Below are 17,031 nucleotides of genomic sequence, written 5' to 3'. Positions count from 1 at the left end.
AAGGTTGCAGATGGATGGCGCAACCCTGCAACCACCAACAATCAGTCTTCTATCTTGATTCCCATGCTGCGTGCAGTGCCTTCAACCATGAGCATTGCCGCTTCCACATTCGCCGCATTTAAATCCGGCATTTTCATTTCGGCGATCTCTCTCACTTTATCACGTTTAATGACAGCCGCCGTCTTCTTGTTTGGTTCACCGGAACCAGACTCGATGCCTGCTGCTTTTTTGAGAAGAACAGCCGCCGGCGGAGTTTTTGTTATGAATGTAAAAGAACGATCCTCAAACACTGTGATTTCAACAGGAATGATAAGTCCTGCCTGATCTTGTGTACGGGCGTTAAACTCTTTGCAGAAACCCATGATGTTTACGCCTGCCTGGCCGAGTGCCGGTCCGACTGGCGGTGCAGGATTCGCTTTTCCGGCAGGTATTTGCAATTTAACAATCTTAATGACTTTTTTAGCCACGAGACACACCTCCTTAAGTCCGTGATGTGGTAATAGGGTCTTCCCCTCCCACTCATAAAGCCGTCTGTTTCGAGACGGACTAACCTAAAAAATATTATCACTTTTGACAGCAAAATTCAAGTTGTTGCGAATCATATTTTTTCAATTTGGGCAAAGTCAAGTTCCACAGGTGTTTCCCTGCCAAACATATTGACAAGCACTCTAGCTTTTCCTTTATCTTGATCCAATGATTCTATCTTTCCGGATTGGTTGGCAAACGGACCTTCTTTTACCGAAACCGTTTCCCCCTGTTCAAACTGGACATCAACCTGGGGCTTTTCGAGGCCCATTCTCTTTAATATATAGTTGATTTCCTCAGGCAGAAGCGGCGTGGGCTTTGATCCTGAACCGGCGGAACCGACGAATCCCGTTACGCCCGGCGTGTTCCGGACGACATACCATGAATCATCTGTCATAATAAGCTCCACGAGCACATAGCCTGGAAAAACTTTTTTCTTGACTGTTTTCTTTTTGCCGTTTTTCATGGCAGTTTCTTCATCTTCAGGAACGATAACGCGGAAAATTTTGTCTTGCATTCCCATAGACTCTACCCTTTTTTCCAGATTTGCCTTCACCTTGTTCTCGTATCCCGAATAGGTGTGAACCACATACCAATTTTTTTCCATGGATTGGGACTGTTCGTCCTTCCCTCCCTATCAATTCTTTAAATATTGGCCAAATGAAAAAACCCGTCGATCGGGCTTTGAAGTACGGGTGCAAATATGCGATTGATAACATTATACCATGCAGCGTTTACTTATATACAAGTTTATCGAATGATTATTTACAATCCGAGAATAAGGCGTATGGATTTGGAAATGACTAAATCAACACCTGCAAAGAATAGTGCAAGTATGATGACCGTTGTGATAACGGTAATCGTATATCCCGTAAGTTCCTTTCGCTTCGGCCAGCTTACTTTTCTCATTTCTGTGCTGACGTTGCGGAAAAATTGAGTTATGCTTGACATGGATCTAACCTCCAACATAAAAAGTACGACGGATTACTTTGTTTCCTGGTGAAGTGTATGGGCATTGCAATGCCTGCAATATTTTTTCAATGTTAACCGCTTGCCTGCACCGCCTTTATGATTATCCGCTGTATAATTTCGTAAGCCGCACTCCGTGCAGGCCAAAGTGATTTTTCTCTTCATCTGACTTTCGCACCTGTTTCTTGATTATCCTATAAAAAATACCATAGGGGAATAAGGCTGTCAACTTGACAGCCGGGTTTACAAACTGATTTCACGCAGTTCCAGGTAGCGTTCCAGCTTCCGCTTGACCCTTTGAAGGGCATTGTCGATCGACTTTACGTGGCGGTCCAGTTCATCGGAAATCTCCTGGTACGTCCGCCCGTCCAAATAAAGCGCTAACACTTTTCTTTCAAGATCGCTTAACAGTTCGGTCATTTTGTCTTCAATACTACTAAATTTCTCCCGGTGAATGAGCAATTCTTCGGGATCCATGTTTTTGGCCCCGGAAATGACGTCCATCAGCGTACGGTCAGAATCTTCATCATAAATTGGCTTGTCCAAGGAAACGTAGGAGTTAAGTGGAATATGTTTTTGGCGAGTGGCAGTTTTTATAGCGGTAATGATTTGCCGTGTAATACATAGCTCCGCAAAAGCTTTAAACGAGGTGAGCTTTTCTTCCCTATAATCCCTGATCGCTTTATAGAGGCCAATCATGCCTTCCTGAATAATATCTTCACTGTCTGCCCCTATCAGAAAATAAGAACGCGCTTTAGCCCTGACGAAGTCGCGATATTTTTTAATAAGATAATCTAGCGCTTCGCCTTCTCCTTTGTGGACTAATTCTATTAAAGCTTCATCTTCCAGCAAATCGAATGCGACATTTTGATCAATTTTCATGTATGAAAGCACTCTTATCCCCCGTCCTTTTAACCGTCGATTAAAAATATTATACATGACAGAATTTTCTAACGTCAACTGATCATTTTTTTCCGCGCCGCCACTTTTCAAAGATTTCTGTCAAATCCTGACTGAGAGATATTTTTCCGGTAGGTGCGTGAGTTCGAGTTTTTTCGATTTTGTTCTCTATTTTTCGCCCGGTATCTTCTATTTCCTTTAATAGCTCCCTGGCGGAAATGCGCAATGCCCCCTGTCCAAAAATCACCCATTGCTCTGTAAAATCTGATGTTGCCACATATATTTTGTGACGAAGATCATTTAACTCCGTAGCCAGCTTTTCTATTCTTTCATCTGCGGTTTCTTCCGATTTTGTATAGATGACCTCCACCTTATGGTTCAAGTATTTTTTTTCAATGCCGCGGACGTGATAGGCATCAAAGACAACGATTACTTTTAAACCGGTAAACCCTTGGTAATCGGCCAGCAATTCAACCAGCCGGTCGCGGGCCGCTGCGAGATCTTTCTTTTTCAAATCGACGAGTTCAGGCCATGCCCCGATCATGTTGTAGCCGTCAACGATGAGGATGTCCATCCCTTCACCCCCGCAGCGGCCGGCGCTTCCGGTATACTTCATACATAAGCAAAGCGGCCGCTACCGATGCATTCAATGAAGTGACACGCCCAGCCATTGGCAAATGGATCAGAAAGTCGCATTTTTCTTTAACGAGGCGGCCGATTCCTCTTCCTTCACTTCCGATGACAATGGCGAGGGGAAGTGAGGCGTCCATCAGCCGGTAATCCCGGCTCTTTTTCGCTTCTGTTCCAAACACCCAGACTCCGCGATCTTTCAACTCATCGATTGTACGGGCAATATTCGTTACTCGGGCTACCGGGACATACTCAATTGCACCGGTTGAAAGCTTGGCCACCGTGGCGGTCAGGCCGACGGCCCGCCTTTTCGGAATGATAATCCCATGAACGCCCGCCGCATCTGCAGTCCTTAGGATGGATCCCAAATTATGCGGATCCTCCAGCTCATCCAAGATGAGGAAAAAGGGATCCTCTCCCTTTTCTTCCGCCCGCTTAAACAAGTCATCAATCTCGGCATATTGGTAAGCGGCCACTTCGGCAATGACACCTTGGTGGTTTTCTTTTGTCATTTGATCCATTTTTTGTTTTGGAACGTATTGAATTTGTATCTTTTTTTCATTTGCCAGTTGGATGATGGGCCTCATCTGCCCTCTTTGGGAACCTTCGGCTATCCAGATTTTATGCATATCGCGACCGGATTTTAAAGCTTCCAAAACCGGATTTTTTCCGGCGATCCATTGTCCGCTCATGCCGGGCCGCCTCCTTTTTTCTCTTGGTCTACACTCTCGATGGCCATTTGGACGATTTCCGAAAGCCGCTCCCGCTCATCCGCCAAATACAGCCAGCCGATTAACGCCTCAAAAGCCGTGCTGTGCCTGTACGTTTGGACATCGGTATTTTTCGGAATTGTCCCGGACTTGGCGTTTCTGCCGCGCCTGACGATCTCCAATTCCTTTTCTTTCAGGCATCCAAGATCAATCAACGTTTTCAATGTGGCCGCCTGCGCTTTTGCCGACACGAACCGTGTCGCTTCCGAATGAAGCCGGTGAGGCCTTGTTTTGCCGCTTGCAAGCAAGTACCTTCTGATAAACACGTCGTAAATGGCGTCACCCATATAGGCGAGCGCCAGGCTGTTTAATTGTTTATACTCTACCTCTACATTGGGCTGTGGGAGCTGCATCGTGTTATCCTCGCTTCCATCTTGTACCTTGTGCCGTATCTTCCAAAATGATGTTCATTTCTTTTAAGCGATCGCGGATTTCATCGGCGAGTTTGAAATTGCGTTCTTTCCGTGCTTCATTTCGCTGCCGAATCAGCTGTTCAATTTCCTCATCCAGCAATTCTTCCGTTTCCAGTTCGAGGCCCAGTACGGAAAAGAGTTCCTCAAATTCCTTCATGAAAGCCTCAATGACAGTCGTTGACGTATTTTTTCCCCTCAAATAGTAATTGGCTTGTTTGGCCAGCTCAAACAAAACAGAAATGCCGTCTGCTGTGTTAAAATCGTCATCCATCCTCACGATAAATTCATCGTGGAGCGATTTGATCTGATCAAGCCACTGCGAATCATCATCCGCCAGATTGGCGCTGACGCTGTGGCGGTGTTTTAAGTTCTGATACGCTGTTTTCAGCCTTTCCAACCCTGCGCCCGCATTGGCAAATAATTCTTCCGAATAGTTGATCGGGTTCCGGTAATGGACGGATAGCATGAAAAACCGCAAGATCTGCGGATCGTGTTCCCTAATAATATCATTGACCAACACGAAGTTGCCAAGTGATTTGGACATTTTCTCATTATCGATATTAATATATCCGTTATGCATCCAATAGCGGGCAAAAGTTTCACCCGTCATCGCTTCGGACTGGGCGATTTCATTCTCGTGATGCGGAAACGTCAAGTCCTGGCCGCCGGCATGAATATCAAGCGTATCACCCAAATACTTTCTCGCCATGGCGGAGCACTCGATATGCCAGCCCGGGCGGCCTTTCCCCCAAGGGCTCTCCCAGCAGATTTCCCCTTCTTTTGCCGCTTTCCATAAGGCAAAATCAAGGGCGTCTTCTTTTAACTCCCCCGGCTGGATACGCGCGCCAATTTTTAAGTCGTCAACCGACTGATGGGAAAGCTTGCCGTATCCATCAAATCTTCTCGTTTTAAAATAAACGTCACCGCCGGACTCATAAGCATAACCCTTTTCGACAAGCGCTTCAATAAATCGGATAATCTCATCCATATTTTCGGTCACGCGCGGATGGATATCCGCTTTTTTGCAGCCGAGCGCCGCTGTATCTTCAAAAAATGCCTGAATAAAACGGTCGGCCACCGTCAAGGCATCCACCCCGAGTTCCTTGGCAGCCTTGATAATTTTATCATCCACATCGGTAAAATTGGATACAAAATGGACATCGTATCCACGGTATTCCAGGTAACGGCGGACTGTATCGAACACAATCGCAGGCCTGGCATTCCCAATATGAATATAGTTGTAAACGGTCGGACCGCAAACGTACATTTTTACTTTTCCTTCTTCTAGCGGGACAAATGTCTCCTTTTTGCGCGTTAACGTGTTGTATATTTTAATCGTCATCCTGAGTGGCTCCTCTCCTGTTTCATGGCGGCAATTTCAGATTGCAGACGTGCAATTTCCGCTTCCATGGCTGAACAGCGGTCTGCAATTGGATCCGGCAAACTGTGGTTAAGATCCCTTTTCAACCTGACCCCGTCTTGTACAACGACCCGGCCCGGTATCCCGACAACCGTTGAATTGGGCGGTACATCTTTCAGCACGACCGATCCGGCCCCCACTTTTGAATACTCACCGATTGTAATATTTCCCAGCACCTTCGCCCCCGTGGAAATGAGGGCATGATCTTTAATTGTCGGGTGCCGTTTGCCTTTTTCCTTCCCGGTACCCCCGAGCGTTACTCCCTGAAACACCGTTACGTCATCGCCGATTTCACAAGTTTCCCCAATGACGACTCCCATCCCATGGTCAATAAAAAACCTGCGGCCGATTTTCGCTCCCGGATGGATTTCAATTCCGGTAAAAAAACGGTTGATTTGAGAAATGAGCCGTGCGATAAAAAACAATTTTCTTTTAAAAAACATGTGGGCGATCCTATGTGCCCAAATGGCATGCAAACCGGAATATGTTAAAACAACCTCCAGGACCGTGCGGGCCGCCGGGTCTTGATCAAACACGGTATCGATATCTTCCTTGATTCGTTTGAACATAAACGTCACTCCTCTCCCAATTCATAAAACTATCGCCGGAAAACACAAAAAACGTCTCCGATCTCTCAGAGACGCCTTTTTCGCGCGGTTCCACTCTGGTTGGATTTCAGCATTACCATGCTTTACACCCCAGCTTTTCCTTTATAACGGCAAGGGATCCGCTTGCACCTACTGGGATTTCCGTTCGGCACAAGGCTCAGAGGTGCATGTTCAAAAATCGAGTGGCTCAAACCGTTCTCAGCCGGCGGCGGTTCTCTCTGATCAGCATCGATTTTCTACTTTTCCTCTTCAACGCTTTTTTCTATAACTTTAATATATTACATTTTGAGCATTTTGTTAACGGATCAAACGCTCCAATCGGTTTTTTACTTTTTCTTTCCCCAACAGTTCAATGGCATTCGGCAATTCAGGGCCGCGGGTTGCACCCGTTACGGCAACCCGAATGGGCATAAACAGTTTTTTGCCTTTATGGCCGGTCGCTTTCTGGACGTTCTTCATCGCTTGTTTTATCCCGGCCGCTTCAAATGGTTCAAGCGCGGAAATTTGATCATAAAAGGCTTGGAGGACGTCCGGCACCTGCTCTTCTTCCAAAACGGCTGCGGCATCACCATCATATTGTATTTCGTCCTGGAAAAATTGTTTGGACAACTCAACAATTTCTGCACCATAGCTCATTTGCTCCTGATACAGGGCGACCAATTTTCTTGCCCGCTGCATTTCTTCTTCATCAGGCTGTTCACTTACATAGCCTGCTTTTTGAAGGTGCGGCAAAGATAATTCGACTACTTTATCCAAATCCAGCTTTTTCATATACTGGTTGTTCATCCAGGCCAGTTTGTGCTTGTCGAATAATGCTGGAGATTTCGACAGCCGGCTGGCATCAAAAATGTCGATAAATTCTTCTTTCGAAAAAATTTCCTCTTCCCCTTCGGGAGACCAGCCGAGCATGGCAATAAAATTAAACAATGCTTCGGGCAAATAACCCAATTCCGCGTATTGTTCAATGAACTGGATGATTGATTCATCCCGTTTGCTCAGTTTTCTCCGACTTTCATTTACAATCAGCGTCATATGTCCAAATACTGGCGGTTCCCAGCCAAACGCTTCGTAAACCATCAACTGCTTCGGGGTATTGGAAATATGGTCGTCACCGCGCAGCACATGGCTGATTTCCATTAAATGGTCATCCACCGCAACAGCGAAGTTATATGTCGGAATGCCGTCCTTTTTCACAATGACGAAATCACCGATTCCATCGGATTCAAAAGAAACTTCATCTTTTACCATATCTTTAAAAGTGTAAGTTTTTCCGGGTGGAACTTTAAAACGGACACTGGGCTCACGCCCTTGGGCTTCAAGCTTTTTCCGATCTTCATCTGTCAAGTTCCGGCATTTCCCGGAGTAGCGCGGCATCTCTTTGCGGGCAATTTGCGCTTCACGCTCCGCTTCCAATTCTTCTTCCGTACAGTAACATTTATACGCCAAGCCCCGTTCCAGGAGTTCATGATAATATTCTTCGTATATATGATTGCGTTCAGACTGGCGGTAGGGGCCGTATCCCCCGTCTTTATCGATGCTTTCGTCCCAGTCGATGCCAAGCCATTTTAAATATGCAAGCTGGCTTTGCTCGCCGCCTTCTATATTTCTTTTCTGGTCCGTATCCTCAATTCTGATAATAAATTTTCCGCCCTTGTTGCGGGCAAACAAATAGTTAAATAGTGCTGTACGCGCGTTTCCGATATGAAGGTGTCCCGTCGGACTCGGCGCATAACGAACCCGTATGTCATTTGACATCACTTGCTGCCTCCTCAAAGTTTCAAATCATGTTTGAAACTCGTCATTCTTCTTACATTTTACTATAGTTTAGCCTTCGTTAAAAGATGGCAAGCTTTCATTGTTCTTTTGAAGTAAAATGACAGCCATGGCCGCAATTCCTTCCTCGCGCCCGACAAAGCCAAGCTTTTCCGTCGTCGTTGCTTTTACATTTACACGGGCCCTTTCCGCCTCCAGCAAGCCGGCGATCCGCTCTCTCATCTGTTCGATATATGGCGCCATTTTCGGTTTTTGCGCCATGATCGTACAATCAACATTTACAAGGCCGTAGCCCTTTTGTTTGACAAGCTCCCATACGTCTTCAAGCAGGCGGGCGGAATCCAAATCTTTATTCGCTATATCGGTATCCGGAAAATGCCGTCCGATATCCCCTTCCCCGATGGCTCCCAGCGCCGCGTCCGCAATCGTATGAAGAAGGACGTCCGCATCGGAATGGCCGATCAATCCTTTTTCATATGGAATTTCAATTCCGCCAATGATGAGCGGCCGGTTGTCGGCAAATTGATGTACATCAAAACCTTGTCCAATTCTCAACATGTGAGCCTCTCCCTAACCATTAAGATGTGTGCGTTTCTCCAGGACGGCCCTGGCAAAATACAAGTCCTCCGGAGTCGTTATTTTCATATTATCGTAATCACTTTCAATAATTTTAACAGGGATATCCCCCATTTTTTCAACAAGCGAAGCTTCATCCGTTCCCAAATAGTCTTCAGCTTTTGCCCATTCATGCGCCTTCTGTAAAATGGACAAACGAAAAGCCTGTGGAGTCTGAATTTGCCACAAGCTGCTGCGGTCAATCGTTTCAACCACTTCCTGGCGAACCGCTTTTTTGATCGTATCTTTTACGGGGACTGCTGCTATGGCGGCGCCGGAACGGGCGGCCTCCCTTACAAGCTGTCTGATGACCGGGCGGCGGATAAACGGGCGGGCGCCATCATGAACCAGTACAATCTCACCAGAAACTGCCGTTAATCCATTATACACGCTATGCTGGCGCTCCGCGCCCCCATAAACAAATTCGAGCTTTCCTTCGTATTCCCGGCCGGCGGTCATTTCCTTAAAAATTTTTTCTTCTTTGGGCTGTATTACTGCGATCATTTTGGAACAGTCCCGGTCTGCCGCAAACACATCAAGTGTATGCAGGATAATGGGACGCCCGTTCAATTCAATAAAGAGCTTGTTTTTCCCCGCTCCCATTCTTGTTCCCGATCCGGCAGCGGGGATAATGACCTCATACTCCACCTTGTCCAAACCCCTGTCTATAGCGCTTTTTCCAACAATTTAGGTTTTGCAAAAATCATTCTTCCAGCCGATGTTTGCAATACACTTGTTACAACCACATCGATTTTTTTGCCGATGTAGTCTCTTCCTTCTTCTACGACAATCATCGTTCCATCGTCAAGATAGGCCACACCCTGGTTATATTCTTTTCCGTCCTTGATCACCTGAACATTCAATTCTTCTCCTGGCAGAACGACAGGTTTTACCGCGTTTGCCAAATCATTAATGTTCAAAACAGACACGTTTTGAATTTCACATACTTTATTCAAGTTAAAATCGTTCGTCACAACGGTTCCGTTCAGCAATTTTGCCAGCTTGACAAGCTTGCTGTCCACTTCCTGGACATCGTCAAAATCGCCTTCATACATCTGGACCTCAATATTAACTTCCTTTTGGATTCGGTTCAAGGTATCCAGGCCACGTCTTCCCCTGTTTCTTTTCAAGGCATCGGAAGAATCGGCTATATGCTGAAGTTCTGCCAACACAAAGTGCGGAATCACAAGAATGCCTTCCAAAAAACCCGTTCGGCAAATGTCGGCGATTCTCCCATCAATAATGACACTCGTATCGAGGATTTTCAATCTTTTTGATGATGCCTGCTCATGATCGTCGCCCACATCGCCGGGCGTTTTCTTTTTGCTCGCCCGGGTAAACGAGAATAAGTTCGTCAGCTCATCGCGCTTTTTAAACCCGACTTGAAAACCGAGATAACCGAGCAATAATGTAAGTAAAATCGGGACAAATTCGTTCACAATGGGGATCTCGATATGATTGATGGCCAGTCCGGCCAAAAATGCGACGATCAATCCGAAAATAAGACCCAAACTTCCAAACAAAATATCGGTAACGGGAGCTTTTACGATTCGGTCTTCAAACCATTTGACCACGTTGACCATATGATCAACCGCCCAAAATGTAATGATATAAAAAATAATAGCGCCCATAATAGCAGTAACAAACGTATTATTTATCCAAATAATTTGATCCAGGGATGCCAATTTTAAAAGCCCGGGAATCAGAAAAAGGCCAAGCGTTCCTCCTAAAAGCAAGAAACATGCCTGGACAATCCGCTTTAACATAACTTCACCTCCTTGTTTTCATTATAAGCAAATTGCGCACTTTAAAAACGTGACGAATTGATTATTTTACGAATACCACGGCAAAATGGTTTCAATATTATAGTCGAATAGTTTTGGCGAGCGTCGTCTTCTTCATTTTACTTTAACAAAAGAATAGGACATTTTCTTTTCAGACATATGACAATTACGTAAATTATTATGTTAAGAATGCTTGCTGCAATGCTTCCTCTACTGTTTCCACGCCAATGAGCCGAATCCCTTCCGGAACTTTCCAGCCGCCGATATTTTTGGCAGGAACCAATATTCGGGTAAAGCCGAGCTTTGCAGCTTCCTGGACGCGCTGCTCAATGCGGGATACACGCCTTACCTCCCCTGTTAAACCAACTTCCCCGATCAGGCAATCTGCCGGCCTGGTAGGCTGGTCGCGAAAGCTCGATGCGATACTGACAGCCACCGCAAGGTCAATCGCCGGTTCATCCAGCTTTACTCCTCCGGCCACTTTAAGATATGCATCCTGGTTTTGCAGCAAAAGGCCGACCCGTTTTTCCAAAACAGCCATTAACAGTGATACGCGATTATGGTCGATGCCGGTTGCCATCCGCCGCGGATTTCCATAGCTTGTAGGAGAAATCAGGGCTTGGATCTCCACGAGTACAGGCCTTGTTCCCTCCATCGAAGCGACTACGGTTGAACCAGACGCTCCTTTTGAACGTTCTTCAAGAAATATTTCAGACGGATTTTCCACCTCTTCCAAGCCCGACTCTTTCATTTCAAAAATACCGATTTCATTCGTAGAACCAAACCTGTTTTTGACGGCCCGCAAAATCCGGTAAGTATGATGGCGTTCCCCTTCAAAATATAAAACGGTATCCACCATATGCTCCAAAAGACGCGGACCTGCAATTGCCCCTTCTTTTGTCACATGTCCGACGATGAAAATCGCAATTCCCTTTGTTTTTGCCATTTTCATGAATTCGCCGGTACATTCACGGACTTGTGAGACGCTGCCCGGTGCAGAAGTCACTTCAGGATGATAGACGGTTTGGATGGAGTCTACTACTACAAAATCCGGAGATAAATTGGAAATCGTTTGATCAATCAGCTCCAAATTCGTTTCGGCATAAATAAATAGGTTCGGTGAAGTTACATGAAGCCGGTTGGCCCGCAGTTTTGTTTGTTTAACCGATTCCTCTCCCGATATATAAAGCACTTTTCTATCCAAATCAGCCAGCCGGGCAGATGTTTGTAAAAGGAGGGTTGATTTGCCGATCCCCGGATCTCCCCCGATCAACACAAGCGATCCGGGTACAACACCCCCGCCAAGAACGCGGTTGAATTCCGTTAAGTTTGTCTCAATGCGGGGTTCCATGTCCGTTTGAATGGAGGTAATGGGCGTGGCTTTGGATGTGGCAACCGGGGCAGTGTGACGAAGCCCTCCTTGTCTTGATTTTCCGGTTATTTCGACTTCTTCAACCATTTGGTTCCACTCGCCGCAGCCCGGGCAGCGTCCCATCCATTTTGGTGATTCATAGCCGCAATTTTGGCACATGAACTTTGTTTTTCTTTTCGCCATTTTAGGTCCTCCCCTTGCAGTCATACAAAAGATGGGGCACACGGTTTAATCTCCATGTACCCCGGTTTGATTAAGACAATGATTCTTCTTTTGTTTTCACGACAAATTCGCCGTCCTCGACGTCAACGAGTACATGTTGACCCATTTTGATTGTTCCTTTTAACAGTTCCTCAGAGAGGCGATCCTCAATGAATTTTTGAATGGCTCTTCTAAGGGGCCTTGCACCGTATTCCGGATCAAATCCTTCTTCGGCAATTTTTTCCTGGGCTCTTTCAGTTAATTCAAGATCCATTTCCTGCTCTTTTAACCGTCCAATTAGCTGGTTGGCCATAAGGGTGGCAATTTTCTTCAAGTGTGGTTTTTCCAACGCATGGAATACGATAATTTCGTCAATCCGGTTTAAAAATTCGGGGCGGAACGCTTTTTTCAATTCTTCCATCACTTGGCTCTTCATGTCCTTATAATTTCGTTCCCCGTCTTGGATGGCAAACCCGACATATTTATTCCGATTCAATGTTTGGGCCCCGACGTTTGACGTAAGAATCAGCACTGTATTCCGGAAGTCGACGGTCCTTCCTTTTGAATCGGTCAAGCGCCCGTCTTCCAATACTTGAAGTAAAATGTTAAAAACGTCAGGATGGGCTTTTTCTATTTCATCCAGCAATATGACTGAGTACGGTTTTCTTCGGACTTTTTCCGTCAGCTGGCCGCCCTCTTCAAAACCGACGTATCCCGGAGGTGAACCGACAAGCCTGGAAGTGGAATGTTTCTCCATATATTCGGACATATCCAGACGAATGATGGCATCCTCATCGCCGAACATCGCTTCGGCAAGCGCACGGGCAAGTTCCGTCTTTCCTACGCCTGTTGGTCCAAGGAAGATAAAGGATCCAATCGGCCTTTTTGGATCTTTCAATCCTGCACGGGCCCTTCTTACTGCTTTGGCAACCGCTTTTACAGCCTCTTCCTGGCCAATAACACGAGAATGAAGGATGTCTTCCAAATTGAGCAGCCTTTCCGTTTCGGTAGAAGCAAGCTTCGATACTGGAACTCCCGTCCAGCTTGATACGACCTGGGCGATGTCTTCCACCGTCACTTCCGTGTTTTCCTGTCCCTGCTTTTCTTTCCAGGATTTCTTCGTTTCTTCCAATTCCTCACGGAGCCTTTGTTCCGTATCCCTCAATGAAGCGGCCTTTTCAAACTCCTGGCTTTGCACGGCGGCATCCTTTTCTTTCCGGATCATTTCAAGTTTCTGCTCGAGTTCTTTTAAATTTGGCGGAGTCGTATAAGAACGGAGTCTCACTTTGGAACCTGCTTCATCAATTAAGTCGATGGCTTTGTCCGGCAGAAAACGATCCGAAATGTATCGGTCCGACAATTTTACGGCTGCTTCAATTGCTTCGTCTGTAATGGAGACGCGATGATGCGCTTCATAACGATCACGAAGCCCTTCCAAAATTTGAATTGATTCTTCAATGGTAGGTTCATCCACTTGAATGGGCTGGAAGCGGCGCTCAAGTGCTGCATCTTTTTCAATATATTTTCGATATTCATCCAACGTCGTAGCACCTATGCACTGAAGCTCTCCGCGCGCCAAAGACGGCTTCAAAATATTGGACGCATCAATGGCACCCTCAGCTCCGCCGGCGCCGATTAATGTGTGCAGTTCGTCAATAAATAAAATAATATTTCCTGCCTGCCTGATTTCGTCCATCACTTTTTTCAGACGGTCTTCAAACTCACCACGATATTTTGTTCCCGCAACGACTGTTCCCATATCCAGGGTCATGACCCTCTTGTCGCGGAGCGTTTCCGGTACTTCGTTATTGATGATTTGCTGTGCAAGGCCTTCAGCAATCGCTGTTTTTCCGACACCGGGCTCTCCGATAAGAACCGGGTTATTTTTTGTTCTCCTGCTGAGTACTTCGATGACGCGTTGTATCTCCTTATTCCGGCCAATCACCGGGTCCAGGCTCCCCTCCTTGGCTATCGCTGTCAAATCGCGGGCCAAGCTGTCCAGCGTGGGCGTATTGGCGTTTGAAGCATTTCCGCCGCCATGGCTGCTGGCCTCATTGCTTCCCAAAAGCTGGAGAACTTGCTGCCGCGCTTTATTGAGACTGACACCAAGATTATTCAATACCCGTGCTGCAACGCCTTCACCTTCGCGGATTAACCCGAGCAATACATGCTCCGTCCCAACATAGGAATGGCCAAGCTTCCTTGCTTCATCCATCGAAAGTTCTATGACCTTTTTGGCCCGTGGGGTATAATGAATCGTCTGGGACGTATCTTTCCCGGGGCCGATCAAGTTTTCAACCTCTTTTTGAATTTTTTCCGGACTGAGCCCGAGTCCGTATAACGCCTTGGCCGCAATTCCTTCCCCTTCTCTGACAAGCCCGAGCAAAATATGTTCCGTGCCAATATTGCCATGGCCCAGCCTAACCGCCTCTTCCTGGGAAAGGGCCAATACTTTTTGTGCTCTCTCTGTAAAACGACCAAACATCATGCTAATCTCCTCCTGTCCGTTTCTCTTCAAGTTTTAAGCGTTCCCTGATCAATGCCGCTCTTTTGATGTCCCGTTCCACAGGTCGAAGCGGCCCTCCTGCATATTGTTGTAAAAATCCCGGTTGTGTTAAAATCATGAGTTCATTTAATATGTTTCTTGAAAGGTGTTTAATATATCCTGTATCTATGCCCAATCTGACGTCAGATAAACATTCTGCCGCCTCTTTTGTTTCAATTATTCTGCAATTGGCCAAGATTCCGTATGACCGAAATACTTTGTCTTCTAATTGTATGTTTGATGTTTTGACTAATGCTTGGCGGGCTGCCCTTTCCTGGGCAACAATCTGGTGAACGACGCTAATTAGGTCCCCGACAATATCCTCTTCAGACTTTCCCAGTGTAATTTGGTTGGAGATTTGGAATATGTTTCCCAGGGCCTCACTGCCCTCACCATATATTCCCCTGACGACCAGTCCCAATTGGTTGATTGCGGGGATAATCTGATTCATTTGACGGGTAAGAATCAGTGCCGGCAAATGGACCATGACGGATGCGCGCAAACCGGTGCCAACATTAGTTGGACAGGTCGTTAAATAGCCAAGCTGCTCATCAAATGCATAATCAACGCGTTCTTCCAAAAGATCATCAATTTTATTAGCCCGTTCCAATGCCTCCATAATTTGCAATCCCGGATAGAGGCATTGTATCCTGATATGATCCTCCTCGTTGATCATGATGCTGATGTCTTCCCGTTCTGAAAGGAGGACTGCTCCATGGGTTGCATGCTCCGCCAATCTCGGGCTGATCAGATGTTTTTCCACCAATACTCTTTTTTGCAAATCTTTGAGGCCGTCAATTTCCAAAAACTCCATTGGACCGTAATCCCGGAAAGCATGTACTTGGATCGTCTCATTAATTTTATTAATGATTTCCCCGGCTTCCTCATTGCTAAACAAAGTCGGGAACTTGTAATTCCGCAAATTTCGGGCCAGCCTGATACGGGAGCTTAAAATAATATCCGAATCGGGACCTTCTGAACTCATCCAGGAACTTACAGCTTGATTAAGAAACTTTTCTAGACTCATTCGCTTTTTTCCTCCCCTTCAACCAGTTTTTTTTCAAGGGAGCGAATTTGATCGCGTACTTCTGCTGCTTTTTCAAACTCTTCCTGCCGAACCAAAAAGCCGAGTTTCTCTTTTAACAATTCAAGCTCTTTTTTCAAATGGAGAGATCCGCCAATCCTTGCAGGTACTTTCCCTCCATGTGTCATATTTCCGCTGTGCAGCTTTTTAATTATGGGTACAAGCTGATGTCGAAATGTTTGATAACAGTTTGCACAGCCGAATCGTCCAATCTTGGCAAACTGCGGGTACGTCATCTTGCAAACTTCACACTGGAGCATTCCTCCAGAAATCGATTCCGGAGCCGCTTTCTGGTAAGCAGGATCAATATTCAACAGGCCGGCAAGCATATCGTTGATCGAAAAGCCCGCCCCTCCCTGGAGCAAATAAAGTTCCCCTTTCTCCTGTGCACAGCGCTCACAGAGCTCAATAACGGTTTTCTCCCCATTCACCACTTTTGTAAAATGCAGGGAGGCCGGCCTTTCTTTACATTCTTGACATATCATTTTAGCCATCCTCCTTTTTCCTAATCATACTTAATCGACTGCAGCATCGCTTTCAACATACGAGCACGCAATACGTCTCTTTCAGGTAAATCGATGGATAATACAGTCCGGTCAATCACGTTGATCATCAACTTTGCCTCGCGTTCCTTCAAGATTTTTTCCTCCAACAAACGCATGATGATATCTTCTGCTCTCGACTGGGAAATCTTTTTTCCAATCAATACCTTTAGCTGATCAATCAAATGGGCCTGATTATGAAGCTTTACTTTGGAAATTCTGATATAACCGCCTCCCCCTCGCTTGCTTTCTACCAAATACCCTCTTTCCATTGTAAAGCGGGTGTTGATCACATAATTGATTTGCGAGGGAACACACTGAAACTTGTCAGCCACCTCACTTCTCTTTATTTCTACGATTTCGCTTTCACTAAGTTCCAACACTTTTTTTAAATATTCCTCAATAATATCGGACACATTCCGCATCATCAAGCCGCCTCCCTGACCTATGCTTGACTTTGACTATATTTGACTTAAATTATACATGAAAAAAAGCTTGGTTTGCAATCAGATCGCTTATTCATATTTTTGCCTTTTTAAGACAAAATAAAACCAGGCCAATTGATATGGGCATTTTGGCTTGTGTTCACAATTGTATGTAATAAGAAAAGCGCCTTGCTCAGCCCCGACAAGCATACGACGAAACACACAGGAGGCCCCCTCCGGACTTATGACCTCGAGGGGCTAGGCGCTGGAGCTAGACACAGAAAAACTTCTTTTGAAGAAAAATTTTCTTAGCAAGACTTTCTTAACTTTTGAAGAAAACAGAAAAAACATAGAGCGTTAAAGCTCTATGTTTTTGTTTGCCCGGCAACGTCCTGCTCTCGCAAGGGGAAACCCCTCACTACCATCGGCGCTGAAGAGCTTAACTTCCGTGTTCG

Annotated in this window: 19 protein-coding genes, 1 rRNA gene and 1 other annotated feature; all 20 genes read right to left on the bottom strand. The window is 45.9% G+C overall.

The annotated features are described in order from the left end of the window. Positions 1 to 41 precede the first annotated feature (41 nt). Positions 42 to 467, bottom strand: coding sequence for a 50S ribosomal protein L11 (gene rplK, locus AB1L08_RS08060; RefSeq protein WP_413064159.1), 426 nt, complete (start codon positions 465 to 467; stop codon positions 42 to 44). A gap of 131 nt (positions 468 to 598) precedes the next feature. Then, positions 599 to 1,132: a transcription termination/antitermination protein NusG gene (gene nusG / locus AB1L08_RS08055; RefSeq protein ID WP_413064158.1), complete on the bottom strand. Its 534-nt coding sequence runs from the start codon at positions 1,130 to 1,132 to the stop codon at positions 599 to 601. 158 nt (positions 1,133 to 1,290) lie between these two features. Next, entirely contained in the window at positions 1,291 to 1,476 is a 186-nt protein-coding gene (secE, locus tag AB1L08_RS08050) for a preprotein translocase subunit SecE (protein WP_413064157.1), read from the bottom strand. A 33-nt stretch (positions 1,477 to 1,509) separates the two neighbouring features. Further along, a complete protein-coding gene (gene rpmG / locus AB1L08_RS08045; RefSeq protein ID WP_413064156.1) occupies positions 1,510 to 1,659 on the bottom strand; it encodes a 50S ribosomal protein L33 in 150 nt (49 codons plus the stop codon). Positions 1,660 to 1,737: 78 nt separating this feature from the next. Further along, complete coding sequence (gene sigH, locus AB1L08_RS08040; RefSeq protein ID WP_413064208.1) at positions 1,738 to 2,454, bottom strand: RNA polymerase sporulation sigma factor SigH; 717 nt, start codon at positions 2,452 to 2,454, stop codon at positions 1,738 to 1,740. 4 nt (positions 2,455 to 2,458) lie between these two features. Further along, on the bottom strand, positions 2,459 to 2,968 hold the full coding sequence (locus tag AB1L08_RS08035) for an NYN domain-containing protein (RefSeq protein WP_413064155.1): 510 nt from the start codon (positions 2,966 to 2,968) through the stop codon (positions 2,459 to 2,461). Between the two features lie 4 nt (positions 2,969 to 2,972). Continuing rightward, a complete protein-coding gene (gene rlmB, locus AB1L08_RS08030) occupies positions 2,973 to 3,716 on the bottom strand; it encodes a 23S rRNA (guanosine(2251)-2'-O)-methyltransferase RlmB (RefSeq protein WP_413064154.1) in 744 nt (247 codons plus the stop codon). Beyond that, the gene (locus AB1L08_RS08025) at positions 3,713 to 4,147 is read right to left on the bottom strand and encodes a Mini-ribonuclease 3 (protein ID WP_413064153.1); all 435 of its coding nucleotides are present in this window, start codon (positions 4,145 to 4,147) and stop codon (positions 3,713 to 3,715) included. Before AB1L08_RS08025 ends, rlmB begins: the two co-directional genes overlap by 4 nt. 4 nt (positions 4,148 to 4,151) lie before the next feature. Then, the gene (gene cysS / locus AB1L08_RS08020; RefSeq protein ID WP_413064152.1) at positions 4,152 to 5,549 is read right to left on the bottom strand and encodes a cysteine--tRNA ligase; all 1,398 of its coding nucleotides are present in this window, start codon (positions 5,547 to 5,549) and stop codon (positions 4,152 to 4,154) included. Next, complete coding sequence (gene cysE / locus AB1L08_RS08015; RefSeq protein ID WP_413064151.1) at positions 5,546 to 6,196, bottom strand: serine O-acetyltransferase; 651 nt, start codon at positions 6,194 to 6,196, stop codon at positions 5,546 to 5,548. The genes cysS and cysE overlap by 4 nt, the downstream gene beginning before the upstream one ends. 64 nt (positions 6,197 to 6,260) lie before the next feature. Then, positions 6,261 to 6,497 (bottom strand) — a binding site (T-box leader). Between the two features lie 35 nt (positions 6,498 to 6,532). Then, positions 6,533 to 7,990: a glutamate--tRNA ligase gene (gene gltX / locus AB1L08_RS08010; RefSeq protein ID WP_413064150.1), complete on the bottom strand. Its 1,458-nt coding sequence runs from the start codon at positions 7,988 to 7,990 to the stop codon at positions 6,533 to 6,535. 69 nt (positions 7,991 to 8,059) lie between these two features. After that, the gene (gene ispF, locus AB1L08_RS08005) at positions 8,060 to 8,566 is read right to left on the bottom strand and encodes a 2-C-methyl-D-erythritol 2,4-cyclodiphosphate synthase (RefSeq protein WP_413064149.1); all 507 of its coding nucleotides are present in this window, start codon (positions 8,564 to 8,566) and stop codon (positions 8,060 to 8,062) included. Between the two features lie 12 nt (positions 8,567 to 8,578). Next, complete coding sequence (gene ispD / locus AB1L08_RS08000; RefSeq protein ID WP_413064148.1) at positions 8,579 to 9,271, bottom strand: 2-C-methyl-D-erythritol 4-phosphate cytidylyltransferase; 693 nt, start codon at positions 9,269 to 9,271, stop codon at positions 8,579 to 8,581. 17 nt (positions 9,272 to 9,288) lie between these two features. Further along, a complete protein-coding gene (locus tag AB1L08_RS07995; RefSeq protein WP_413064147.1) occupies positions 9,289 to 10,389 on the bottom strand; it encodes a PIN/TRAM domain-containing protein in 1,101 nt (366 codons plus the stop codon). A 196-nt stretch (positions 10,390 to 10,585) separates the two neighbouring features. After that, entirely contained in the window at positions 10,586 to 11,962 is a 1,377-nt protein-coding gene (gene radA / locus AB1L08_RS07990) for a DNA repair protein RadA (RefSeq protein WP_413064146.1), read from the bottom strand. Between the two features lie 70 nt (positions 11,963 to 12,032). Continuing rightward, positions 12,033 to 14,468, bottom strand: coding sequence for an ATP-dependent protease ATP-binding subunit ClpC (clpC, locus tag AB1L08_RS07985; protein WP_413064145.1), 2,436 nt, complete (start codon positions 14,466 to 14,468; stop codon positions 12,033 to 12,035). A gap of 1 nt (position 14,469) precedes the next feature. After that, complete coding sequence (gene mcsB / locus AB1L08_RS07980; protein WP_413064144.1) at positions 14,470 to 15,552, bottom strand: protein-arginine kinase McsB; 1,083 nt, start codon at positions 15,550 to 15,552, stop codon at positions 14,470 to 14,472. Next, a complete protein-coding gene (gene mcsA / locus AB1L08_RS07975; protein ID WP_413064143.1) occupies positions 15,549 to 16,094 on the bottom strand; it encodes a protein-arginine kinase activator protein McsA in 546 nt (181 codons plus the stop codon). The genes mcsB and mcsA overlap by 4 nt, the downstream gene beginning before the upstream one ends. Before the next feature lie 20 nt (positions 16,095 to 16,114). Continuing rightward, entirely contained in the window at positions 16,115 to 16,576 is a 462-nt protein-coding gene (locus AB1L08_RS07970) for a CtsR family transcriptional regulator (protein WP_413064207.1), read from the bottom strand. A 379-nt stretch (positions 16,577 to 16,955) separates the two neighbouring features. Beyond that, positions 16,956 to 17,031, bottom strand: a 5S ribosomal RNA gene (rrf, locus tag AB1L08_RS22575); the annotation flags it as partial.

The organism is Siminovitchia jepli (assembly GCF_047228825.1).
Classification (GTDB): Bacteria; Bacillota; Bacilli; order Bacillales; family Bacillaceae_C; genus Siminovitchia.
The sequence above is the reverse complement of the archived record's forward strand: the minus strand, read 5'-3'. Positions and strand labels throughout refer to the sequence as shown.